We start from the raw sequence: 20,251 nt of genomic DNA, 5'->3' as shown, positions 1-20,251 counted from the left end.
GAAATGGAACACCTCCAGATATGGAACGCCGCTGCGACGCTTCCAAGGCGATTGACGCAAGGCCGGCGCCGCAGCAAACCAGACTGATCATGCCGACACTCTCCCCCGCCGCGCTGAATCCCGACCTGATCGATACCGGCACTCCGCCGATTCCGGAGGCGCAGGGCTGGGCCAGGTCCTATGACGGCCGCCATGGCCCGCTGATCGACCTGTCGCAGGCCGTGCCCGGCTCGGCCCCGCCGGAAGCGCTGCTGCGGAAGCTGGCGGAAGCGGCGGCGGAGCCCGGCAGCGCCCGCTATGGCGGCATCACCGGCGATGCCGCTTTGCGTGAGGCCTATGCCGCCGAGATCGCGGGCATCTATGGCGCGCCCTTCACGCCGGCGGAGATCGCGATCACGTCGGGCTGCAACCAGGCCTATGTCGTGACGATGATGGCGCTGGCCCGGGCCGGCGACAACGTGCTGCTGCCGACGCCCTGGTATTTCAACCACGAGATGACGCTGACCATGCTCGGCGTCGAGGCGCGCCCGCTGCCCTGCACGCCCGAATCCGGCTTCGTGCCGGATGTCGCCACTGCCGAGGCGCTGATCGACGAACGCACCCGCGCCATTGTGCTGGTGACGCCGAACAACCCGACCGGCGCCGTCTATCCGCCGCAGACCATCGCCGCCTTCGCCGCGCTCTGCGCAAGGCGCGGCCTCTGGCTCGTGCTCGACGAAACCTATCGCGACTTCCTGCCCGAGGGGCTTGCCAGGTCGCATGAGGTTTTCTCCGCAAGCGACTGGCAGGATTCCGTGATCGGCCTCTACAGCTTCTCGAAGGCCTATGCCGTTCCGGGCTGGCGCCTCGGCGCGATCACGGCCGGCGAACAAGTCCTCGCCCAGATCGGCAAGGTGCTCGACTGCGTGCAGATCAGCCCCGTCCGGGCCGGTCAAGCCGCCGTGACCTGGGGCATCGACGGCATCCGCGACTGGCGCGAGCGCAACCGCGCCGAGATCAACACCCGCGCCGGCCTCTTCCGCGAGACTCTGGCGCCGCTCAACGGCTGGCGCGTGCTCTCGGCCGGAGCCTATTTCGCCTATGTCGCGCATCCCTTCGCGGGCGCGAAGGCGGCCGAAATCGTGCGCCGGCTGGCGCAGGAGCGCGGCGTGCTCGCCCTGCCCGGCCCCTATTTCGGCCCCGGACAGGAAAACCATCTGCGCATCGCCATCGCCAATGTCGCCGCCGACCGGATCGGATTGCTGGGCGAGCGGCTCAGGGGCTTTTCGTTCTAACCTGATCTGAACGCCGTCATCCCGGACAAGCCACGATAGCGGCGCTGATCCGGGATCCATCGAAGGGCTCTGCGCTCCATGATGGATTCCGGGCCTCCGCTTCGCTCCGCCCGGAATGACACGATGGTTCCAAGGCCTAAAGGCTTACCGAAACATCTCCGCATAACGGTCCCGATAGGCCCAGACCAGCGGCAGCCCCAGGACGACGAGGACCGCCGCCACCGGCAGACCCTGCGGGTTGATCGTGGCGTGGAAGAGCACGATTACCGCCATCACCGGCGCGATCAGCGCGAGCCCGAAGGCCGGCACGACGTTGGAGATCAGGCTCAGGCCCCCGGTCAGGTTGATCGCCTTCACGAAGGGCCAGAAGAAGCCGGAATCCTGCAAGGCCGCCTCGAAGGCAGCGCCCCGCGCGCTGGTCGGCGGATGGATCAGGTTCATGCCCGTAGCGAGCCACCAGAAACCATCGACGGCGCTGATGAGGAAAATCAGCCCAAGCAGGATGCGCGGGGCGGTGACGAGAAGAAAATTCTTCATGGGAATCCAGGCCGATGCGAGAACAGGCCGGCGCCGCTCTCGAGCAGCGCCGGCCTGTTCCTTGATCGCTTCGGCCTCTCGCCGGGTTCAATCGGCGAGACGAAAAACTACATCGTCGCGCCGATCTGCCACGGCACGTATTCCGCGTCGCCATAGCCGAGCAGCTCAGACTTGGTCTTCTCGCCCGACGCGACCTTCAGCAGCTTCTCGAAGATCTCGCGGCCCTTCTGCTCGAGGCTGACGCCGTCGAGCACATCGCCGCAATTGATGTCCATGTCGTCGATCATCTTCTCGTAGATCGGCGTATTGGTGGCGAGCTTCACCGAAGGCGTCGGCTTGCAACCATAGGCCGAGCCGCGCCCCGTCGTGAAGGCGAGGATGTTGGCGCCGCCGGCCACCTGCCCTGTCGCCGCGACGGGGTCGTAGCCGGGCGTGTCCATATAGACGAAGCCCTTCGCCCTCACCGGCTCGGCATAGTGATACACCGCCGAGAGCGTCTTGGTGCCGCCCTTGGCCGCCGCGCCCAGCGACTTCTCCAGGATGGTGGTCAAGCCCCCCGCCTTGTTCCCCGGCGAAGGGTTGTTGTTCATGCTCATCCGGGCGCGTTCAGTATAGTCCTCCCACCACTTGATGATCCCGACGAGCTTCTCGCCGACCTCGCGCGTCGCAGCGCGGCGCGTCAGGAGATGCTCGGCGCCGTAGATCTCGGGCGTCTCGGAGAGGATCGCCGTGCCGCCATGCTCGACGAGGATGTCGACGGCCGCGCCCAGCGCCGGATTGGCGGTGATGCCGGAATAGCCGTCCGATCCCCCGCATTGCAGAGCCAGCATCAATTCGGAGGCCGGCACGGTCTCGCGCTTCGCCTGATTGGCGATCGGCAACATCACCTTCAGCGCATCGATGCCGGCGGCGACGGCCTTCTTGGTCCCGCCCGTCTCCTGGATCGTCAGCGTGCGGAAGACGTCGCTTTCGGTAACACCGTAGGCTTCCTTCATCCGGCTGATCTGGAAGCCCTCGCAGCCGAGGCCGACGACCAGCACCGCCGCCATGTTGGGGTTGCAGGCATAGCCCCAGGTGGTGCGCTTCAGCACCTCGAAGCTCTCGCCATTATAGTCGATGCCGCAGCCGGTGCCGTGGGTCAGCGCGATCACGCCGTCGACATTGGGATAATCGGCGAGCAGGCCGGAGCGCTTCACCTCCTCGGCCATGAAGCGCGCGGCCGAGGCCGAGCAGTTCACCGAGGTCAGGATGCCCACGTAGTTACGCGTGCCGGCCTTGCCGTTGGCGCGGCGGAAGCCCTCGAAGGTCGCCTGCTGCTCGATAGGCAGGACGAATTCCGGCTTGGCCTCCTGAGCGAAGGCATAATCGCGGTCGAAGGCATGGAAACCGGTATTGTGCTCGTGCACCCAATCGCCCGGCACGATGTCATCCGTCGCGAAGCCGATGATCTGGCCGAACTTGCGGATAGGCTGGTCCTTGGCGATCGGCACGATCGCCATCTTGTGCCCACGCGGGATGCGTTTCAGCGCCTCGACCCCAGCCGCGGTCACGCCCAGATCGACGGGATCGACCGCGACGACGACATTGTCGGCGGCGTTGAGCTTCAGAGTGCGGGGCGGCGCGGACTTGTCGAGCATGGCGGAACCGAATTCTCCGGACGCCGCGATGGCGGCGTGCGTCCCTAGAGATGCGCCCAACCGGCCGCATTTTCAATCGGTTCAAAGGAGGAAACGGTCATGCGTCAGACTCGGGCGCGGGCTAAAGGTCGAACGCCCGCTGCAAGGTTCACCCAACAGTAACCATCCAAGCCGATGTATCTCCTCAGACCTGCCTGAGAGATACCCCATGCTGACGCGCCGCTCGTTTACGTTTCCTGCCCTGTCCGTCGCGGCGGCAGGCTTGGCCGGCTGCGGGTCGAGAAGCATCGTCGCGCTGCCGGAGATCGGCTCAGGCTCGATCGCCCAGAGCCCGCAGGGCCTCGTCACGCGCACCTTGGCACGGCCTAACTATGCCGAGGTCTATGCCGATTATCCCGGCGAGCGCTTTCCGATTTCGGCCATCGACTATCAGCGCATCGATCCCCGCTTCCTCCGGCAGACCGTGGCGTTTCCGCGCGACGACAAACCCGGCTCGATCGTCGTCGATCCCGCCGGCTACCATCTCTATTTCGTCGAGTCCCCGCGCGTCGCGACGCAATACGGTGTCGGCGTGGGGCGCGAGGGCTTCGGCTGGTCGGGCGCCGCCCGGATCAACATGAAGCGGGACTGGGCCGACTGGGTCCCGCCGCCGGAGATGATCGCGCGCGATCCCGAGATCAGGTCCCAGCTCGAGCAGACGCCGCGCGGGCTTGGCGTGCGCGGCGGCTCGAAAAGCCCGCTCGGCGCCCGCACGATGTACCTCTTCGGCGAAGGACGGGACCTCGGCTACCGTATTCACGGCACATTCGAGCCCTACACGGTCGGCACCAATGTCTCGTCGGGCTGCATCCGCATGATCAATCAGGATATCGCGCATCTCTACGCGCGCGTGTCGCTCGGCACCCCCGTGACGGTGCTGCCCGCGTGAGCAGGGCCGGATGAACGGCAGCGCTCGGACCGGTTCATGTTCCGTTGAACTTCTGTGTGTTTTGATGGGTATCGAAAGGAGTTTGCCATGCGCAAGCTGTTGATTTTTGCGACGATTGCGGTCGGGAGCGCGCTCGCCGCGCCGGCCATGGCCACCGAGGCCCTGCCAAGGGAACTGGCCGCGCGCCTCGACAAGGCGCCGGCCGAATATTCCTGGTCGGCGGCAGCCGAGCGGCGGCACATGATCATGGAAGAGACGATGCGCCAGCAGCGCTACGGTCGCGGCTACGGCCCGCCGCGTGGCTATGGCCCACCGCGCGGTTATGGCTACGGTCCCCGCCCGGGCTGGGGCCCGCCGCCTCCGCGCTATTATGCTCCGCCCCCGCCTCCCGGCTGGTGGTAATTCCGAGAGCGACGGGCAACCGTCGCTCTTTTTTCTGATAGGCAGGCGTGCCTGCCAGCCGGGCCGTCTGGCGGCGATCTCCGCCACGCTCCACCTCTACCGACCTGAGACCCTGATCGCCCTCCAGATTTGGATGGAGCCCGTCGATCATGGCGATCCTGAAGGCCGCGCTCGATCGCGCCTGGGCAGGCGACTGCGACAAGCCGATGCTCATGACCGGCTCGAAGAAGCCTTCCACGCTGGCGCTTTTCGAGGCAGCGGGTTTCGAGCCATCCAAGACCGGCCTTCAGGCCAGACGGCTTCCGGCCCGCACCGGATAAGCGGCAGCCGGCGCAACGAAAAACCCCGGCCTTGCGGGCCGGGGCTCTCAAACGCAACTGAACTCTAGGCAGCACCGGCAACGCGGATCAACCGCGCCACAGGATCACTTGCCGCAAATCACTTGCCGGCGGCGGCCGGGACAGCCTTCGAGACGATACCTTCGAACGGCTTGTAGGCGTCCTTGGCGAGAGCGGTGTAGAGCTCGCCCATCTTGGTGAGCTGGGCGACAGCGCCCTCGAACGAGGTCTTGACGTAGTCGGCCTGGATCTCGAGAGCCTTGTCGAAGGTCTTCACGCCGGCGAGCTTCTCGAGCGTCGCGGTGCTGGCCTCGAAGGACTTCTTGGCATAGTCGGTCGCCTCGACGGCGATGGTCTGAACGCCCTTGGAGGTGGCGCCGAAAGCCTTCAGAGCGGCATCGACGTTCTCTTTGGAAGCCTTCTGGATGGTCTCGAACTGCTGGATCATGGCTGGTCTCCTGGCACCTTGGGTGCGGCCTCTGGTGACGGGCGTTGTCTCGCCCTGACGTGTCGCCCCAAGGTCGGATGAAGAGATCACCACCGGGGACTGCCGCTATATTGTGCAGCGCAACATGAATGTCAAGCGAACGCTGCAATGCACCAAACGCATATCGTTCCGATCGCAACCATTCAAGTTTTAACGGCTCCGTAACCGCGTCCGCCTAACCTCTCCCTCTGTGTCCTTCGCGCCACGTCAACCAGCGCGCGGAGGTCGGACTTTTGAGTATCGAGTTCGGGGCGTTTCATGGTGTTTGGTTGCGTTGGGTTGCGGCGTCCGCGTCTGCGGGTCGTCGCCGGGCTGATCGGAGTTGTCGCCATTGCGGCTACGATGGCCGCTTCCCCCGCCGAGGCGCGTAAGCGTCGCCATCATGCTGCGGGCGGCGGTGGCTACACCCCGCCCTATGCCGCGATGGTCGTCGACGTGAAGAGCGGGCGCACGCTGCACGCCGTCAATGAAGACGCGGCCCGCATCCCCGCCTCGCTCACCAAGGTCATGACGCTCTATCTGCTGTTCGAGCAGATGGAACGCGGCCGCTTCGACATGGATTCCGAGCTCAAGGTCTCGTCCTATGCGGCCTCGCAGCCGCCAACCAAGCTCGGCCTGCGCGCTGGTTCCACCCTTTCGGTCGGTGACGCGATCCGCAGCATGATCACGCTTTCGGCCAATGATTCCTCCGTCGTCGTCGCCGAGAATATCGCCGGCTCCGAGGATGCCTTCGCCGAGATGATGACGCGCAAGGCGCGCTCGCTCGGCATGAGCTCGAGCCGCTTCTACAATCCGCACGGCCTGCCGCATTCTCCGCCGAACCTGACGACCGCGCGCGACCTCACCATCCTGGCCCGCGCCATCCAGGAGCGCTTCCCGCGCTATTTCGCGCTCTTCCAGACCCGCGCCTTCCAGTATGGCAGCCGCACCATCCGCGGCCATAACCGCCTGCTCGGCAAGGTCGAGGGCGTCGACGGCATCAAGACCGGCTACACCCGCGCCTCCGGCTTCAACCTGATGACCTCGGCCAAGGCGGACGGACACCAGATCGTCTCCGTCGTGCTCGGCGGGCGCTCCGGCGCCTCCCGCGACAAGATCATGACCGACCTCGTTCTCGCCAATCTGCCGCGCGCCTCGACCAGCGGGCGCTCCTCGGTGATGGTCGCCGAGGCGCCTGAGCGCGAGGAACGCCCGCGCCAGGAAGAACGCCCGCGTCCCGAGGAGCGCGTCCGGCCGGAAGAGCGCCCGCGCGTCGCCGCCCTCGCCGAGCCTGCGCCGATCCCGGTGCCGCGTCCGGAGAACGTCGCCGCGCCGCAGCCTCAGCCGCTGCCGGTGGCCGCCCGCTCCTATGCGCCGATGCCGACCCAGACGCCGATCGCGCCGCCGCGTCCGATTGCCGCCGGCCAGCCGCTGCAGATCTCCGGCATGCGTCCGGTCACCGCGACCACCACGCCTTCGGCGATGCGCTGGTCCATCGGCGCCCAGCCGGCCGATGCCAAGGTCCTGCGCCCGCCGGCGAATGTCGACACCACCTCCTCGATCGCGCGACTGGCCGAGCCGGCCACCGAGCCCGTCAAGGTTGCGGAGAACAAGGTCGAGGCCCCGGCCGCCACCATCGCCCGCAAGTCGGACGCCGTTCCCGCCAAGGCACAGGCTCCCGAGCCTGCCCCGGCCATGTCGCATCAGGCCGCGGTCGTCGCCTCCGGCAAATGGGTGATCCAGCTCGGCGCCACCGACGACAAGGGCAAGGCCGAAGAGATCCTGGCCCGGGCCCGCGCCAAGGCGGCCGGCTCGCTCGCCAGCGCCTCCGGCTTCACCGAGAAGGTCGAGAAGGGCGGCTCCACCCTCTTCCGCGCCCGCTTCGCCGGCTTCGACGACTCGAAGGACGCGCAGAACGCCTGCAACAGGCTGAAGCGTGGCGGCTTCTCCTGCTTCGCCACCCGTAGCTGACCGGACCGGGAAAGGAGTTCACGCCATGTCGCAGACCTACTCCGGAAGCCCGTCGCTATCCCCGCTTCAGAAGGATGTCCTTGGCCTGGTTGACGCGAGCGGCAAGGCCGCTCGTACCCCCGGCATCCGGATGAATCCGCTTCATCAGGGATCGGTGGGCCTCACGGACCGCCTCCTCGCCCGCCCCCTGCTGAAGCCCCAGGATCTCGTAGGCCTCCTGCTGCGACATCGTGCCCGTGCCCGGCGCGCCGCGCTGCCCCGCGTCACCGTCACGATCAGCGTCTTCACGCCAGCCGGGCGACCGGCGGTCGAGATATGCCTCTAGCAGGCGAGCCCCGTCAGGATCTCGCGCCAGGCAATCGCGCATCAGAGCGCCGAGATCCGCCTGGCCCAGGCTGTCGAGATCGAGCCCGGCATAAGCTCCGCTCTTGACCCGGCCCCGCATCGCGCCGCTGTCGTGATCGAGTTCCATCGCAAGCAGGACCGACTGCACCTGCGAGGTCGCGCCCGGCGCCGGCCCGGCGCGATCGGCCCAGGGAAAGCGGATGCCGCCCGGCCCGGTGGCGCTCCAGCCGAGCAGCCAGGCGCCGATGCCGCCGAGAAAGACGGCCATGTCCAGCCGTCCGCGCACCATCAGCAGGGCGGCGACACCCAGCGCAGCGACCCCGCCCACGGTCTTGGCAAGCTTGGCGACGATCTTCGGATTGGCGCCGGCGAACAATTTCACCAGCCACCAGACGAGAATGAGAACGGCGACGCCGTAGAGCAGGCTCACCCGCGCCCTCCTTCCATCGCCGCGATCAATCCCTTGACCGCCGGGCTCGCGCCGGCGAGACGCAGCATCGCCTCGCGCCCGCCCGCGGCATAGGCCGCCGCGCCGCGCAGGAGCTCCAGCAGCGAGGCCGGCGCATTGACGTCGAAGCGCGCATGGGCGCCGCCGGTCAGCCTCGCGATGCCGGCGAAGGCACGGCTCGCCGCCGGCTCGGAACCCTCCTGGAACACGAAGCCACGGATACCGCGCAGGCCGAGCTCGCCGGCCAGCGCCGCGAGCGCATCGGCATCCTCCTCCATCGCATCGCCGACGAAGACGAAGGCCCGGATCGGCACGTTGCGCGCCTCGTCGCGCACATGCCTCAGCACGCGCGCGATCTGCGTCTGCCCACCCTCGCAGGCGATGCGGCCCATCAATCCCTTCAGCCGCTCGGGCTCGCCGACCCAGCCGGAAGCCCGGCACTCGCCGAGCCCGCGAAAATAGACGAGCTGGACAGCGAGGCCGCCACTCTCCGCCGCCACCTCGAACATCCGGCCCTGCAACGAACAGGCGAGATCCCAGCTCGGCTGCCGGCTCATCGTCGCGTCGAGCGCGAAGACGAGGCGGCCCGCCGTTCCCGCCGCGAGCGGCGCCAGACGCTGCGCCGCGCCGAGAAAACGGTCGATCTCGCCCGGCTGCGACCGGCTGGCCGCCGCCGTCCCGGCGGCCTTGCCAACGGCACGGTCATTCTTCTCGCTCATGACGCGACGGCGACCTTTCTGAATCACTTCCCATCCTGATATTGGCCACAGCGGCCGCATTTGCTACCCGTCCGCCAAACGGAGGACGCGAGAGTGGCTGGGATCACGGTTTTCGAGACGGTCGCCGCGATGCGGGAAGCCGTCGCCGGCTGGCATGCGGCAGGCGAAAAGGTCGCGCTGGTACCTACGATGGGCGCGCTGCATGAAGGCCATATCGCTCTGGTGAGCGAAGGCCAGCGTCACGCCCGGCGGGTCATCGTCTCGATCTTCGTCAACCCGACGCAGTTCGCCCCGCACGAGGACTTCAAGAAATATCCGCGCACCTTCGACGACGATTGCGCCAAGCTCGTCGCCGCCGGGGCCGATGCGGTGTTCTTCCCCTCGGTCGAGGAGATGTATCCGGCCGGCTTCGCGACCCGCGTCCTGCTGCTCGGCCCCGCCGCGGTCGGGCTGGAGGATCGCTTCCGGCCGACGCATTTCGAAGGCGTGGCAACGATCTGCTGCAAGCTCTTCACCCAGTCGCGCGCCGACTGCGCCGTCTTCGGCGAGAAGGACTACCAGCAGCTCAAGGTCGTCACCCGCATGGCCGGTGATCTCGACCTCGGCATCCAGATCGTGCCGCTGGCAACGATCCGCGAGGCGGACGGCCTCGCCATGTCCTCGCGCAACCGCTACCTCTCGGCCGAGCATCGCGCGCTGGCCCCCACGCTTCATCGCGTCATGCAGGAACTCGCCGCGCGCATCCGCAACGACGACCCGCTCTTCCAGGCGGTGACGGAGGCGCAGAACGCCATCATCACCGCCGGCTTCGAGCTCGACTATCTGGAAGCCCGCCATGCCGAGACGCTGGCGCCGGTCACCGCGCGCACGGACGGCCCCATCCGTCTGATCCTGGCCGCCCGCATTGGCGGCACGCGGCTGATCGACAATATCGCGGTGTAGGCGCTCGCAGCGATCTGCGCCGGCCGGCTCGTTCGCCTTTGCCGCGTCTGCACCGTTTCCTGATGAACTGCGGCCCGTCTCGCATCGGGCGAAGCCGCATGCCTGCGACAGTGCCAAAGCGCGTCGGCCAATTTATCTTGATGATCAAGATAAATTGAAGTAAGCCCGCTCCGAACGCCCTTGGTAAGCGGGCGCAGGACGGGGCAACGGCAGTGGAGCTGATCATCGGAATGGCGATCCTCGCCGCCGCCACGGGGATCGGCGGCGGGCTATACGAGTTCATCGTGATCGATCCGGCCTGGCCGAACCGGCCGTCCCTGGTCCAGCCGAAGCATGGCGGAGTGTCCCGCAAGCGCTTCTGGATCCCGCAGCATATCGTCTTCGAGTTTCTGCTCGTTGCGGCGCTGGTCGCGGCCTGGACGGCATCCGGCGTTCGGCAGTGGCTGCTGGTTGCCGTCGCGACCCATGCGGCGATGCGCATCTGGTCGGCATGCGACTTCATCCCGAAGGCCCTCGCCTTCGAGCGAGCCGAGGCTGACAGCGTCTCGCCCGAAGCGGCCCGGCGCTGGACCAGGCGCAGCCGCTTCAGGATGGTGCTCGATCTCGCGACGCTGGCCGCGTTGCTCGCCGCATTCCGGGCAGCCGCCCAGAGCGCTGGCCTCTGATCGCCATGTCCGATCGCGACAATGACGCACTCCTGCGCCAGCTTGGCCTCGCGGTGAGGCGGATGGGCGCGCAGAGCGTGCTCAGCAGCGCCGCCATGGCGAGGCGATTCGGGCTGCATCCGACCGATCTGGAGGTTCTCGACCTCATCTTCCTACGTGAGACCGTCACGGCCGGCGAGCTCGCCACGGCCACCGGCCTGACCTCGGGCTCGGTGACGGCGCTGGTCGACCGGCTGGCGGCGCGCGGTTACGTCACCCGCCGCCGGGACGAGGCCGATCGGAGGCGCATGCTGATCAGCGTCGTACGGGCCGCAACGGCGCCGATCGAAGCAGCCTTTGAGCCGCGCCGGGTCGCCATGCACGCGCTCTGGTCGAGCTACGACAATGAGACGCTGCGCGCCGTGACCGACTTCCTGACCCGGAGTACAGAGCTGCTCGTCCGCTACACCGAGGACATTGCCGCGACAGCTGAAACCGGAACGATCCGTGGAGCGGCCGAGCCGGGCTGAGGCGCGGCACGACCCGCCCTCACTCTACAGCAGCCCGAGCCCCGCCAGCTCCCGCCGCAATTCCTCCGGCATCTCGCCGAGATCGCCGCCATGCTCGGAGAGGTCGCGCGGCGCGTCCTTCGCCTGCAGATAGCGCCAGCCCTGGAAGGGCCGGAACGGGCGCGGCTCGACCGGCACCACCACCGGCTCCATGACCAGATGGCAGCGGCCGATGCCCTCGCCATCGGTGAAGGGGCGGATGTCGGTGAGACGCTGCCGCGCCGAGATCTGTCCCTTGATCACCCAGTAGAGCGAGCCGCCGTCGAGGATCTCCTCGATCTTCTTGGGGACCATGCGCGTGGTGTGCAACTGCTCAAGCGGCTCGCCGCGGGCACGCCGCTGCGCCTGGCGTTCGGCGATCCAGTCCTCAAGGTCGCTGATCGATTCGGCGCCGACGCAGAGCTTGAGCAGATGAAGGGACATGGCCGGTAAAATAGGCTCCTCTGAGCCGCCGGGCCAGCCTCCCGCACGCTTCTCCACAGACGCTCCTCAACGGCCATGCGCGAGCACGTTGACCAGCCGCCCGAAGGGATCGCGCAGGAAAAAGCGCCGCACGCCCCAGGGTTCCTCAACCGGCCCATATTCGATCGGGAGGCCCGCGGCCCGAACCTTTCGCAAGACCGCCTCGAGATCGTCGACCTCGATCGAAAGATCGGGTACTGGCGTGCCCGAGCCGCCTTCGCTGGCAAAGCCGAGCTGCGGCCCGGCGGGGTCTCCCTCCGCCGCATAGGTCTGGATCCAGCCATGATCCATGACGGGGTGCATGTCGAAAATGCTGCCGTAGAAGGGCTTCGCGAGGCCCGGTTCGGCCGTTAGCATATTCGCCACGATACGCTTCACCGTCATTTTCCCCTCCCGCAACTGGCTACGGACGTTTCATCATGCGCGGACTTGCAGGCAAGGCCATCCTCGTCACCGGCTCCTCGACCGGTATCGGCTATGCGATGGCGGAACGCCTCGTCACGGAGGGCGCGAAGGTCCTCATCCACGGTCGCGACAAGGCGGAGGTCGATGCCGCCGTGGCGCAGCTCGGCGACGCTACGAGCGGCACGACGGGCGATCTCGCCGAACCCGAGACCGCGCAGGCCATCGTCGACGCCACCGTCGCCGCCTTCGGCCGCATCGACGGCCTCGTCAACAATGCCGGCATCTATCCGCGCGGCATTCTCGGCGAGACCACCGCCGCCTTCTTCGACCATATGTTCGCGATCAACACCCGCGCGCCGCTGCTCTGCGCCGAGGCCTCGATCCGCGCCTTCCGCGCCCAGAAATCGCCGGGCGCCATCGTCACGGTCGGCTCGATCAACGCCTATTGCGGCCTGTCCAACCTCACCGTCTATTCGATGTCGAAGGGCGCGCTGATGACGATGACGCGCAATCTCGGCAACACGCTCGGCCCCGAGCGCATCCGCGCCAACCAGCTCAATGTCGGCTGGACCTTCACCGCCAATGAGGACGCCACCCAGCAGCGCGAGGGGCGCAAGCCCGGCTGGCAGAACCATCTCTCGCTGCGCGAGGCGCCGACCGGCCGTATCATGCAGCCGGAGGAGATCGCCGCCCACACCGCCTTCTGGCTGTCGGAGGACAGCGCGCCGGTTTCCGGCCAGATCTACGAGGCCGAGCAGTACCCGATGATCGGGCGCGGATGAACGACACATCTCCCTCGCCCCTTCTTGCGCCCTTCGAGCCCTGGCTGATGCAATGGCGGCTGGTCCCGGACGGCGAGCCGATCAGGACCCATGCCAGCCGCCTGCTGCCGGTCCGGCAGGATGGCGCACCGGCGATGCTGAAGCTGCCTGAGGTGGAGGATGAGCGCCTCGGCTATCGCCCGCTCCAATACTGGGACGGCGATGGTGCCGCCCGCCTGCTCGCGCACGCCGACGAAGGCGCTGCCATGCTGATCGAGCGCGCCACCGGGCGGCGCTCACTCTCCGCCATGGCCCGCAACGGCGAGGACGATGCGGCGACGGCGATCCTCTGCGACGCCGTCGCGGCGCTGCAGAAGCCACGCGGCCCTTTCCCTATCGGGCTGATCCCGCTCGAAATCTGGTTCAAGGACCTGTTCCCGATGGCGGCCGAGCGCGGCGGCTTGCTGGCGCGATCGGCCACCATCGCGAGCGAATTGCTGCCGGCCCAGCAGGACATCCTGCCGCTCCATGCCGATTGCCACCACGACAACGTCCTCGATTTCGAAGAGCGCGGCTGGCTCGCCATCGATCCGAAGGGCGTCATCGGCGACCGCGCCTTCGAATACACGATCCTATTCTGCGATCCCGATCTCGGCGATCCCGAACCGCCGGTCGCGATCCTGCCCGGCCGTTTCGAGCGCCGTCTGGAAATCGTGCTGGCGAAATCGGGGCTGGAGCGGCGCCGGCTGCTGCGCTGGATCGTCGCCTGGTGCGGGCTCTCGGCCGCCTGGTTCATGGGCGACGACGATCCGCTGGCGGAGGTCAATCTGACGATACTGGGAAAGGCAGCAGCAGCGCTCGGCGAATAGCGCGCCGTCATGCTCGCCCTTGTGGCGAGCATCCACGTCTTGAACACCGCATGGCATCGACTAAGACGTGGATGGTCGGGACAAGCCCGACCATGACGCACTGAATCGAAACCTCAGCGATCGCCCACAAGCACCTCCAACAACTCGACTATTCGCCGATCACCACCACCTTCGCGCCCTCGGCCACCTGCGCCCCCGGCTCGCCGACGACTTCGCTCACCGTGCCGTCGCGCGGAGCGGTCAGCACATGCTCCATCTTCATCGCCTCGACGATGGCAAGGCGCTGGCCCTTCACCACCGCCTCGCCCGGCGCCACGAAGAGCGCGACGAGCTTGCCATGCATCGGCGCCTTGACCACGCCGCCGGAACCGGCAGCCGCATCGAGATCGACCGTAAAGGGATCGAACAGCGAAACAGCCGTCTGCCGGCCGCGATGCAGCGCGTACCAGACGCCGCCCTCGCCCTCGGCCAGCGAGACCTCGTGCTCGCCCTCGCCGATCTCATGGCCCGGCAGGCTGACGCGGGCATCCTCCCCCCGCCACTCGATGCGCGCATCGACGCGCTCGCCATCGACCAGCAAGGGCAGGCCGAGCGGCTGGCGCGGCATCAGCGAGAAGGCATCCGTCACCAGCCAGGGCGAGCGCGCCTCGCCCTCCGCCCGGCCGGCCGCCTCGACGATACCGGCGACCTGCCGCTCCTCCTCGAGCTGCAGGGCGACAGCCGCGACCGCCGCGGCATCGAGCGGCTGCGGCTCGGCGCCGAGCGCCTGGATGTTGCGGTCGATGAAGCCGGTGTCGAACGGCCCCTTCCGGAACCCCTCCGCCTCCGTCAGCTTCTTCAGGAAGGCGAGATTGGTGCGCGGACCGGCGACGACCGTCTCGCCCAGCGCCGCGCCCAACCGGTCGAGCGCCTCGTCGCGCGTCGCGCCATGGGTGATGACCTTGGCGATCATCGGGTCGTAGAACGGCGTCACCGTATCGCCGGCCTCGACGCCGGTATCGATGCGGATGCCTTCGCCATGCGGAAAGCTCAGCGCCCAGAGCTTGCCGGTGGAGGGCAGGAAGCCCTTCTCCGGATCCTCGGCATAGAGCCGCGCCTCGACGGCATGGCCCTTCGCCTCGACGTCGTCCTGCGTGAAGCCGAGCGGCTCGCCGGCCGCGACCTTGAGCTGCAATTCGACGAGATCGAGCCCGGTGATCGCCTCCGTCACCGGATGCTCGACCTGGAGGCGCGTATTCATCTCCATGAAGTAGAAGCGGTCGGCGCGCAAACCCTCGCGCCCATCGGCGATGAACTCGACCGTCCCGGCCCCGACATAGCCGACGGCCCTGGCGGCTTCCGTCGCGGCCTTGCCCATGGCGGCGCGCACCTCCGGTGTCATGCCGGGCGCCGGTGCTTCCTCGATCACCTTCTGGTGGCGCCGCTGCAAGGAGCAGTCGCGCTCGTAGAGATGGACAACATTGCCGTGGCTGTCGCCAAAGACCTGGATTTCGACATGGCGCGGCGAGAGAACGTATTTCTCGACCAGCACGCGGGCGTCGCCGAAGGCGCTTGCGCCCTCGCGCTGGGCACTGGTCAGCGCGTCGTCGAAATCCTCGGGCCGGTCGACCTTCTTCATGCCCTTGCCGCCGCCGCCGGCGACCGCCTTGATGAGCACGGGATAGCCGATGCGCCGCGCTTCCCCACGGAGGAAATCGGCGCCTTGCTCGGCGCCGTGATAGCCCGGCACAACCGGAACCTCGGCTTTCTCGACCAGCGCCTTCGCGGCGTCCTTCAGCCCCATCGCCCGGATGGCCGAGGCCGGCGGGCCGACGAAGACGATGCCGGCCGCAGCGCAGGCATCGGCGAATTCGGCATTCTCGGAAAGGAAACCGTAGCCCGGATGGATGCAGGCCGCCCCCGCCGCCTTTGCCACGGCCAGAATCTTCGCGGCGTCGAGATAGCTCTCTCGGGCCGGCGCGGGGCCGATATGATAGGCTTCGTCGGCCATCTGCACGAAGAGCGCCTCGGCATCGGCATCCGAATAGACGGCGATGGTGCGAAGCCCCAGCCGCTTCGCGGTGCGGATGACGCGGCAGGCGATCTCGCCGCGATTGGCGATCAGGATCGAGGGCAGCTTGGCAGCGATCGTCATGGAAGCGTCCTCGGCAACATCCTTGAAAGGCTTTTCGCCTTTATAGCCCGCCTGCCCCATCTGTCTGCGCCTTGTTGCGCAAACCGGTTTGGGCCGCTTCCGAATCCGCGCTCCGCCGCAATGAGCGCCAGATCGCCCATGTCGCCTGGAAGCAGATGCCGGCGACGACAAGGTCGAACAGATATTCCGGCCAGCGCACCACCGGCAGGGCACGGGCGGCGAGCCCGACCAGAGCGAAACCCGTGGTCGAGATCGCATCGTTGCGGCTCGACAGCCAGGTTGCCTTGATCACCGGATTATCCTCGCGGCGGAAGCGCCAGAGCACGGCAATCACGAGGAGCGCGATCACGATGGCACTCACCGCGGCGAAGCCGAGCGTCCAGATCTCGATAGGCCTGGGATTCAGAATCTTGTCGTGGAGGTCGTAGAGCGTGTGCAACCCGGCGACGGCCATCACCGCGCCGATCGCAATCGCAGCCAGCCGTTCGGCCCGGTCGTCGCGGCCGAAGACGATGGCGGCGATGCCGTAGAGCGCGACGTCATAGACCCAATCGACGCCGTCCTTGAAAAGCTGGGCATTGCCGATGGCATGCGCCCAGGCGACCGTCGCCGCCGCCTGGACGAAGATGCCGAGCGCGATGCCCCAGATGGTGAGGGTGTAGGCGCGGGCGATGGCGGGATCGGGAGCCGCAGTTCCGCCTCCCTCGCCATGGGCGGGCCTCTCCAGACCATCCATGTCTTGCGCCCCAGCGACCATCCTCACCTCGTCATCCTGGACAAGCGGCTTTAGCGGCGCCGATCCGGGATCCATGCCGGAACGCGAACCGATCAGGTTCAGGCATGGATCCCGGGTCTACGCTTCGCTCCGCCCGGGATGACAAGCAAGCGGGACGGCCAACGGGAAGGAACGCCTCACCCCCGCCCGACGAGCGGGGCCTTGGTCGCCATCACCGTGACGAAGAGGATGTTGGCGTCGAGCGGCAGCCCGGCCATGTGCAGCACGGTGCTCGCGACATGCGCGACATCCATCACCGGCTCGACCTTGATCGAGCCGTCGGCCTGCGGCACGCCGGTCGTCATCTTCTGCGCCATGTCGGTCAGCGCATTGCCAATATCGACCTGGCCGACGGCGATGTCGTATTTGCGCCCGTCGAGCGAGGCGGTCTTGGTCAGGCCCGAGATCGCATGCTTCGTCGCGGTATAAGCCGCCGAATTCGGCCGCGGCACCTGCGCCGAGATCGAGCCGTTATTGATGATGCGACCACCGCGCGGCTCCTGTGCCTTCATCGCCTTGAAAGCGGCCTGCGTGCACAGGAACGGACCGGTCAGGTTGGTGTCGACCACCTTCTGCCAATCCTCCAGCGAAAGGTCCTCCAGCAGCACGCCGCCCGGCGCATTGACGCCGGCATTGTTGAACAGCACGTCGACCCGGCCGAAAGCCGCCTTTGTCCTGGCGAACAGGTTCTCGACCGAGGCCTTGTCGGTGACATCGGTCGGCACGGCGAGGCCCCGGCCCTTGTCGACGCCGGAGAGCGCGATCGTCTCCTCCAGCGCATCCGCCCGGCGCCCGGCCAGAACGGTGCGGTAGCCATCTTTCAGGAAGGCGATGGCGACGGCCCGCCCCACGCCCGAGCCGGCACCGGTGATGATCGCGACCTTGTCGTGCTGAGCCATGCGTTTCCTCGCGCTTTTGGGAATTCAATCGTTTCGCTCCCAAAGCATAAGCGTAGGCGCGCGACAAGGAAGAACGGCCGGCGCAACCCTTGCCGGCGCCGGCCGGGGATCGCGCGCGCCTCAGGCGACGCCGTAGCGCTTGAACCAGGCGAGCGCCCGCGCCCAGCCATCCTCGGCCTGCGCCTTGCGATAGCTCGGCCGGTAATCGGCGTGGAAACCATGCGGCGTGTCCGGGAAGATCACGATCTCCACGGTCTTGCCGGCGGCCTTCGCAGCGTCCCGCTGCTTCTCGACATCCGCGACCGGAATGCCCGTATCCGCCCCGCCATAGAGCCCGAGAACGGGCGCCTTGAGATCGCCGACGACATCGGCCGCCGTCTTCGGCTGGATGTCGGTGCGGCTGCCCCCGAGCGGCCCGTACCAGGCGACGGCGGCCTTCACCTGCGGGTTATGGGCGGCATAGAGCCAGACGGCCCGCCCGCCCCGGCAGAAGCCGGTGACGCCGAGCCTTGCCGCATCGCCCTTCGAAGCGGCCGCAGCCCATTTCGCCGTGGCGTCGAGGTCGGAGAGCACGGTCGCGTCCGGTGCCTTCGAGATCACGTCGCGCACGATCGCCTGCACATCGGTCATCTTGGAGAGGTCGCCGAGCCGGGCATAGAGCTCCGGCGCCACGGCGCAGTAGCCGAGCTTGGCGAAGCGCCGGCAAATGTCCTTGATGTATTCGTGGACCCCGAAGATCTCCTCGATCACGAGGACGATCGGAAACGGCCCCGCCCCTTCCGGCATGGCGCGATAGCCCGGCAGCTCGCCATCCGCGGTCGGGATCTTCACCTCTCCGGCGACGAGGCCCTTGCTGTCGGTCGAGATCGTCTGGCCATGGATGACGGAGGTGGCGAGGGTGAAGCCGCTGATCAACCCGGTCATGACGAAGCCGCGACGGGAGAACGGCTCCCTGACCAGCCCGTCCAGTTGCTCGAGCGTGCTCTCTGCTGCGGTCTGCGCCGGCGCCGTCATGTGCATCTCCCGTTGTTGTGGCGGGAGCCTGCAGCGACGCAGGACGGCTTGCCAAGAGGCGTCAGCGCGGCTCCGGTCACAGTGGCGTGAGGAAAGCCGCTCTCACATCCGGAACACGCCGAATCTCGTCTCGGGAATCTCCGCGTTGAGCGTCGCCGAGAAGGCCAGCGCCAGCACCCGGCGCGTCTCCGAGGGCAGGATGATGCCGTCATCCCAGAGCCGCGCCGTGGCAAAATAGGGCGAGCCTTCTTCCTCGTAATTGCTGCGGATCGGCGCCTTGAAGGCCTCCTCCTCCACCGCCGACCAGTTCTTGCCCTCGGCTTCGATATTGTCGCGGCGCACGGTGGCCAGCACGCTCGCAGCCTGCTCGCCGCCCATCACCGAGATGCGCGAATTCGGCCAGGTGAAGAGGAAGCGCGGCGAATAGGCCCGCCCGCACATGCCGTAATTGCCGGCGCCGAAGGAGCCGCCGACCAGCACGGTGACCTTCGGCACGCGCGCCGAGGCCACCGCCGTGACGAGCTTCGCGCCGTCCTTGGCGATGCCGCGCGTCTCGACATCGCGCCCGACCATGAAGCCGGTGATGTTCTGCAGGAAGAGCAGTGGGATCCGCCTCTGGCAGCACAGTTCGATGAAATGCGCGCCCTTCAGCGCGCTTTCCGAGAACAGGATGCCGTTATTGGCGATGATTCCGACCGGGATGCCGTGGATGCGGGCGAAGCCCGTCACCAAGGTCGTACCGTAGAGCTTCTTGAACTCGTCGAATTCCGAGCCGTCGACCAGCCGCGCGATCACCTCGCGGATATCGTACTGCTTCTTGAGATCGGTGGGCACGACGGCTTCGAGCTCGGCCGGATCATAGAGGGGCTCGACCGGCTCGGCGATGTCGATGTCCGGCCGCTTCACGCTGTTGAGGTTGCCGGCGATCCGCCGGGCGATGGCGAGCGCATGGGTGTCGTCGCCGGCATAGTGATCGGCGACGCCCGAGAGCCTTGCATGGACATCGGCGCCGCCGAGATCCTCGGCCGAGACGACCTCGCCGGTCGCGGCCTTCACCAGCGGCGGACCGCCCAGGAAAATAGTGCCCTGCTTCCTGACGATGATCGTCTCGTCCGACATGGCCGGCACATAGGCGCCGCCGGCGGTGCAGGAACCCATCACCACCGCGACCTGCGGGATACCTTCGGCCGAAAGCGTCGCCTGATTGTAGAAGATGCGGCCGAAATGCTCGCGATCCGGAAAGACCTCGGTCTGGTGCGGCAGGTTCGCGCCGCCGGAGTCGACGAGATAGATGCAGGGCAAGCGATTCTCGCGCGCGATCTCCTGCGCCCGCAGATGCTTCTTGACCGTTAGCGGATAGTAGGTGCCGCCTTTGATCGTCGCATCGTTGCAGACGATCATGCATTCGCGGCCGGCGACACGCCCGATTCCCGCGATCATGCCGGCGGCATGGACATCGCCCTCATACATGCCGAAGGCGGCGAGCGAACCGATCTCGAGGAAGGGCGAACCTGGATCGGTCAGCCGCAGCACGCGCTCGCGAGGCAGCAGCTTGCCGCGCGCCGTGTGGCGCTCGCGGGACCGCGTATTGCCGCCGAGCGCGGCGGTAGCGCGGCGCTCCTGCAATTCGTCGCGCAGCCCGGCCCAGGCTTCGGCATTCGCCCGCGTCTCGGCCGCATTCAGGTCGACCTTGCTTTCGATGACCGGCACGG

22 protein-coding genes are annotated in these 20,251 nt (G+C 67.4%); 10 read left to right on the top strand and 12 right to left on the bottom strand.

Annotated features, from left to right (window positions below):
- Nucleotides 1–89 precede the first annotated feature (89 nt).
- Nucleotides 90–1,274 carry an aminotransferase gene (locus GY40_RS19045; protein WP_051988328.1) on the top strand — a complete coding sequence of 395 codons (1,185 nt, stop codon included), beginning with the start codon at nt 90–92 and terminating at the stop codon, nt 1,272–1,274.
- 144 nt (nt 1,275–1,418) lie between these two features.
- On the opposite strand, the gene GY40_RS26675 is transcribed toward GY40_RS19045, so the two are convergent.
- Both GY40_RS26675 and GY40_RS19035 read right to left on the bottom strand, forming a co-directional pair.
- A complete protein-coding gene (locus tag GY40_RS26675; RefSeq protein ID WP_051988281.1) occupies nt 1,419–1,811 on the bottom strand; it encodes a hypothetical protein in 393 nt (130 codons plus the stop codon).
- 107 nt (nt 1,812–1,918) lie between these two features.
- Nucleotides 1,919–3,448 (bottom strand): UxaA family hydrolase, encoded by a 1,530-nt coding sequence (locus GY40_RS19035; protein WP_038365543.1) that lies wholly within the window; start codon nt 3,446–3,448, stop codon nt 1,919–1,921.
- Between the two features lie 208 nt (nt 3,449–3,656).
- Here GY40_RS19035 and GY40_RS19030 point away from each other — a divergent pair, with 208 nt between their 5' ends.
- The 3 genes from GY40_RS19030 (at nt 3,657) to GY40_RS27180 (ending at nt 5,098) form a co-directional block, all read left to right on the top strand.
- Nucleotides 3,657–4,376 carry a L,D-transpeptidase gene (locus GY40_RS19030; protein WP_038365541.1) on the top strand — a complete coding sequence of 240 codons (720 nt, stop codon included), beginning with the start codon at nt 3,657–3,659 and terminating at the stop codon, nt 4,374–4,376.
- Between the two features lie 87 nt (nt 4,377–4,463).
- Nucleotides 4,464–4,778 carry a hypothetical protein gene (locus GY40_RS19025; RefSeq protein ID WP_038365539.1) on the top strand — a complete coding sequence of 105 codons (315 nt, stop codon included), beginning with the start codon at nt 4,464–4,466 and terminating at the stop codon, nt 4,776–4,778.
- Nucleotides 4,779–4,927: 149 nt separating this feature from the next.
- Nucleotides 4,928–5,098 (top strand): hypothetical protein, encoded by a 171-nt coding sequence (locus GY40_RS27180; RefSeq protein ID WP_197062779.1) that lies wholly within the window; start codon nt 4,928–4,930, stop codon nt 5,096–5,098.
- A 118-nt stretch (nt 5,099–5,216) separates the two neighbouring features.
- Here the strand turns inward: GY40_RS27180 and GY40_RS19015 are convergent, their stop codons facing one another.
- Nucleotides 5,217–5,564, bottom strand: a complete 348-nt coding sequence (locus tag GY40_RS19015; RefSeq protein ID WP_038365537.1) for a phasin family protein — start codon at nt 5,562–5,564, stop codon at nt 5,217–5,219.
- 381 nt (nt 5,565–5,945) lie between these two features.
- Between GY40_RS19015 and GY40_RS28315 the strand changes: the two genes are divergently transcribed.
- On the top strand, nt 5,946–7,553 hold the full coding sequence (locus GY40_RS28315) for an SPOR domain-containing protein (protein WP_248311218.1): 1,608 nt from the start codon (nt 5,946–5,948) through the stop codon (nt 7,551–7,553).
- Nucleotides 7,554–7,608: 55 nt separating this feature from the next.
- Here the strand turns inward: GY40_RS28315 and GY40_RS19005 are convergent, their stop codons facing one another.
- Nucleotides 7,609–8,328: a DnaJ domain-containing protein gene (locus tag GY40_RS19005; protein WP_038365536.1), complete on the bottom strand. Its 720-nt coding sequence runs from the start codon at nt 8,326–8,328 to the stop codon at nt 7,609–7,611.
- Entirely contained in the window at nt 8,325–9,107 is a 783-nt protein-coding gene (locus GY40_RS19000) for a hypothetical protein (protein WP_081925550.1), read from the bottom strand. Before GY40_RS19000 ends, GY40_RS19005 begins: the two co-directional genes overlap by 4 nt.
- 51 nt (nt 9,108–9,158) lie before the next feature.
- On the opposite strand from GY40_RS19000, the gene panC reads away from it, so the two are divergent.
- The 3 genes from panC to GY40_RS18985 all read left to right on the top strand — a co-directional run bounded on the left by panC (nt 9,159) and on the right by GY40_RS18985 (nt 11,181).
- Nucleotides 9,159–10,007, top strand: coding sequence for a pantoate--beta-alanine ligase (panC, locus tag GY40_RS18995; RefSeq protein ID WP_038365532.1), 849 nt, complete (start codon nt 9,159–9,161; stop codon nt 10,005–10,007).
- A gap of 230 nt (nt 10,008–10,237) precedes the next feature.
- A complete protein-coding gene (locus tag GY40_RS18990; protein ID WP_038365910.1) occupies nt 10,238–10,672 on the top strand; it encodes a hypothetical protein in 435 nt (144 codons plus the stop codon).
- Nucleotides 10,673–10,677: 5 nt separating this feature from the next.
- Nucleotides 10,678–11,181 carry a MarR family winged helix-turn-helix transcriptional regulator gene (locus tag GY40_RS18985; protein WP_051988279.1) on the top strand — a complete coding sequence of 168 codons (504 nt, stop codon included), beginning with the start codon at nt 10,678–10,680 and terminating at the stop codon, nt 11,179–11,181.
- A gap of 24 nt (nt 11,182–11,205) precedes the next feature.
- Here GY40_RS18985 and GY40_RS18980 read toward each other — a convergent pair whose 3' ends face one another.
- Both GY40_RS18980 and GY40_RS18975 read right to left on the bottom strand, forming a co-directional pair.
- Nucleotides 11,206–11,643 (bottom strand): DUF1489 family protein, encoded by a 438-nt coding sequence (locus tag GY40_RS18980; protein ID WP_038365531.1) that lies wholly within the window; start codon nt 11,641–11,643, stop codon nt 11,206–11,208.
- A 66-nt stretch (nt 11,644–11,709) separates the two neighbouring features.
- A complete protein-coding gene (locus tag GY40_RS18975; protein ID WP_038365530.1) occupies nt 11,710–12,066 on the bottom strand; it encodes a VOC family protein in 357 nt (118 codons plus the stop codon).
- A gap of 35 nt (nt 12,067–12,101) precedes the next feature.
- Here GY40_RS18975 and GY40_RS18970 point away from each other — a divergent pair, with 35 nt between their 5' ends.
- Together GY40_RS18970 and GY40_RS18965 are read left to right on the top strand one after the other, a co-directional pair.
- Nucleotides 12,102–12,869, top strand: coding sequence for an SDR family oxidoreductase (locus GY40_RS18970; protein WP_038365529.1), 768 nt, complete (start codon nt 12,102–12,104; stop codon nt 12,867–12,869).
- Nucleotides 12,866–13,717: an aminoglycoside phosphotransferase family protein gene (locus tag GY40_RS18965; protein ID WP_051988278.1), complete on the top strand. Its 852-nt coding sequence runs from the start codon at nt 12,866–12,868 to the stop codon at nt 13,715–13,717. The genes GY40_RS18970 and GY40_RS18965 overlap by 4 nt, the downstream gene beginning before the upstream one ends.
- Nucleotides 13,718–13,865: 148 nt before the next feature.
- Here GY40_RS18965 and GY40_RS18960 read toward each other — a convergent pair whose 3' ends face one another.
- The 5 genes from GY40_RS18960 to GY40_RS18940 all read right to left on the bottom strand — a co-directional run bounded on the left by GY40_RS18960 (nt 13,866) and on the right by GY40_RS18940 (nt 20,249).
- Complete coding sequence (locus tag GY40_RS18960; RefSeq protein WP_038365902.1) at nt 13,866–15,851, bottom strand: acetyl-CoA carboxylase biotin carboxylase subunit; 1,986 nt, start codon at nt 15,849–15,851, stop codon at nt 13,866–13,868.
- A 40-nt stretch (nt 15,852–15,891) separates the two neighbouring features.
- Nucleotides 15,892–16,608 carry a cation efflux transmembrane domain-containing protein gene (locus GY40_RS18955; protein WP_248311227.1) on the bottom strand — a complete coding sequence of 239 codons (717 nt, stop codon included), beginning with the start codon at nt 16,606–16,608 and terminating at the stop codon, nt 15,892–15,894.
- 155 nt (nt 16,609–16,763) lie between these two features.
- Nucleotides 16,764–17,525, bottom strand: a complete 762-nt coding sequence (locus tag GY40_RS18950) for an SDR family oxidoreductase (protein ID WP_038365528.1) — start codon at nt 17,523–17,525, stop codon at nt 16,764–16,766.
- Between the two features lie 120 nt (nt 17,526–17,645).
- Complete coding sequence (locus GY40_RS18945) at nt 17,646–18,545, bottom strand: dienelactone hydrolase family protein (protein WP_051988277.1); 900 nt, start codon at nt 18,543–18,545, stop codon at nt 17,646–17,648.
- A gap of 96 nt (nt 18,546–18,641) precedes the next feature.
- Nucleotides 18,642–20,249, bottom strand: a complete 1,608-nt coding sequence (locus GY40_RS18940; RefSeq protein WP_038365527.1) for a carboxyl transferase domain-containing protein — start codon at nt 20,247–20,249, stop codon at nt 18,642–18,644.
- Between the last annotated feature and the right edge of the window lie 2 nt (nt 20,250–20,251).

The organism is Allobosea sp. UNC402CLCol (assembly GCF_000745475.1).
Lineage (GTDB): Bacteria > Pseudomonadota > Alphaproteobacteria > Rhizobiales > Beijerinckiaceae > Allobosea > Allobosea spartocytisi.
The sequence above is the reverse complement of the archived record's forward strand: the minus strand, read 5'-3'. Positions and strand labels throughout refer to the sequence as shown.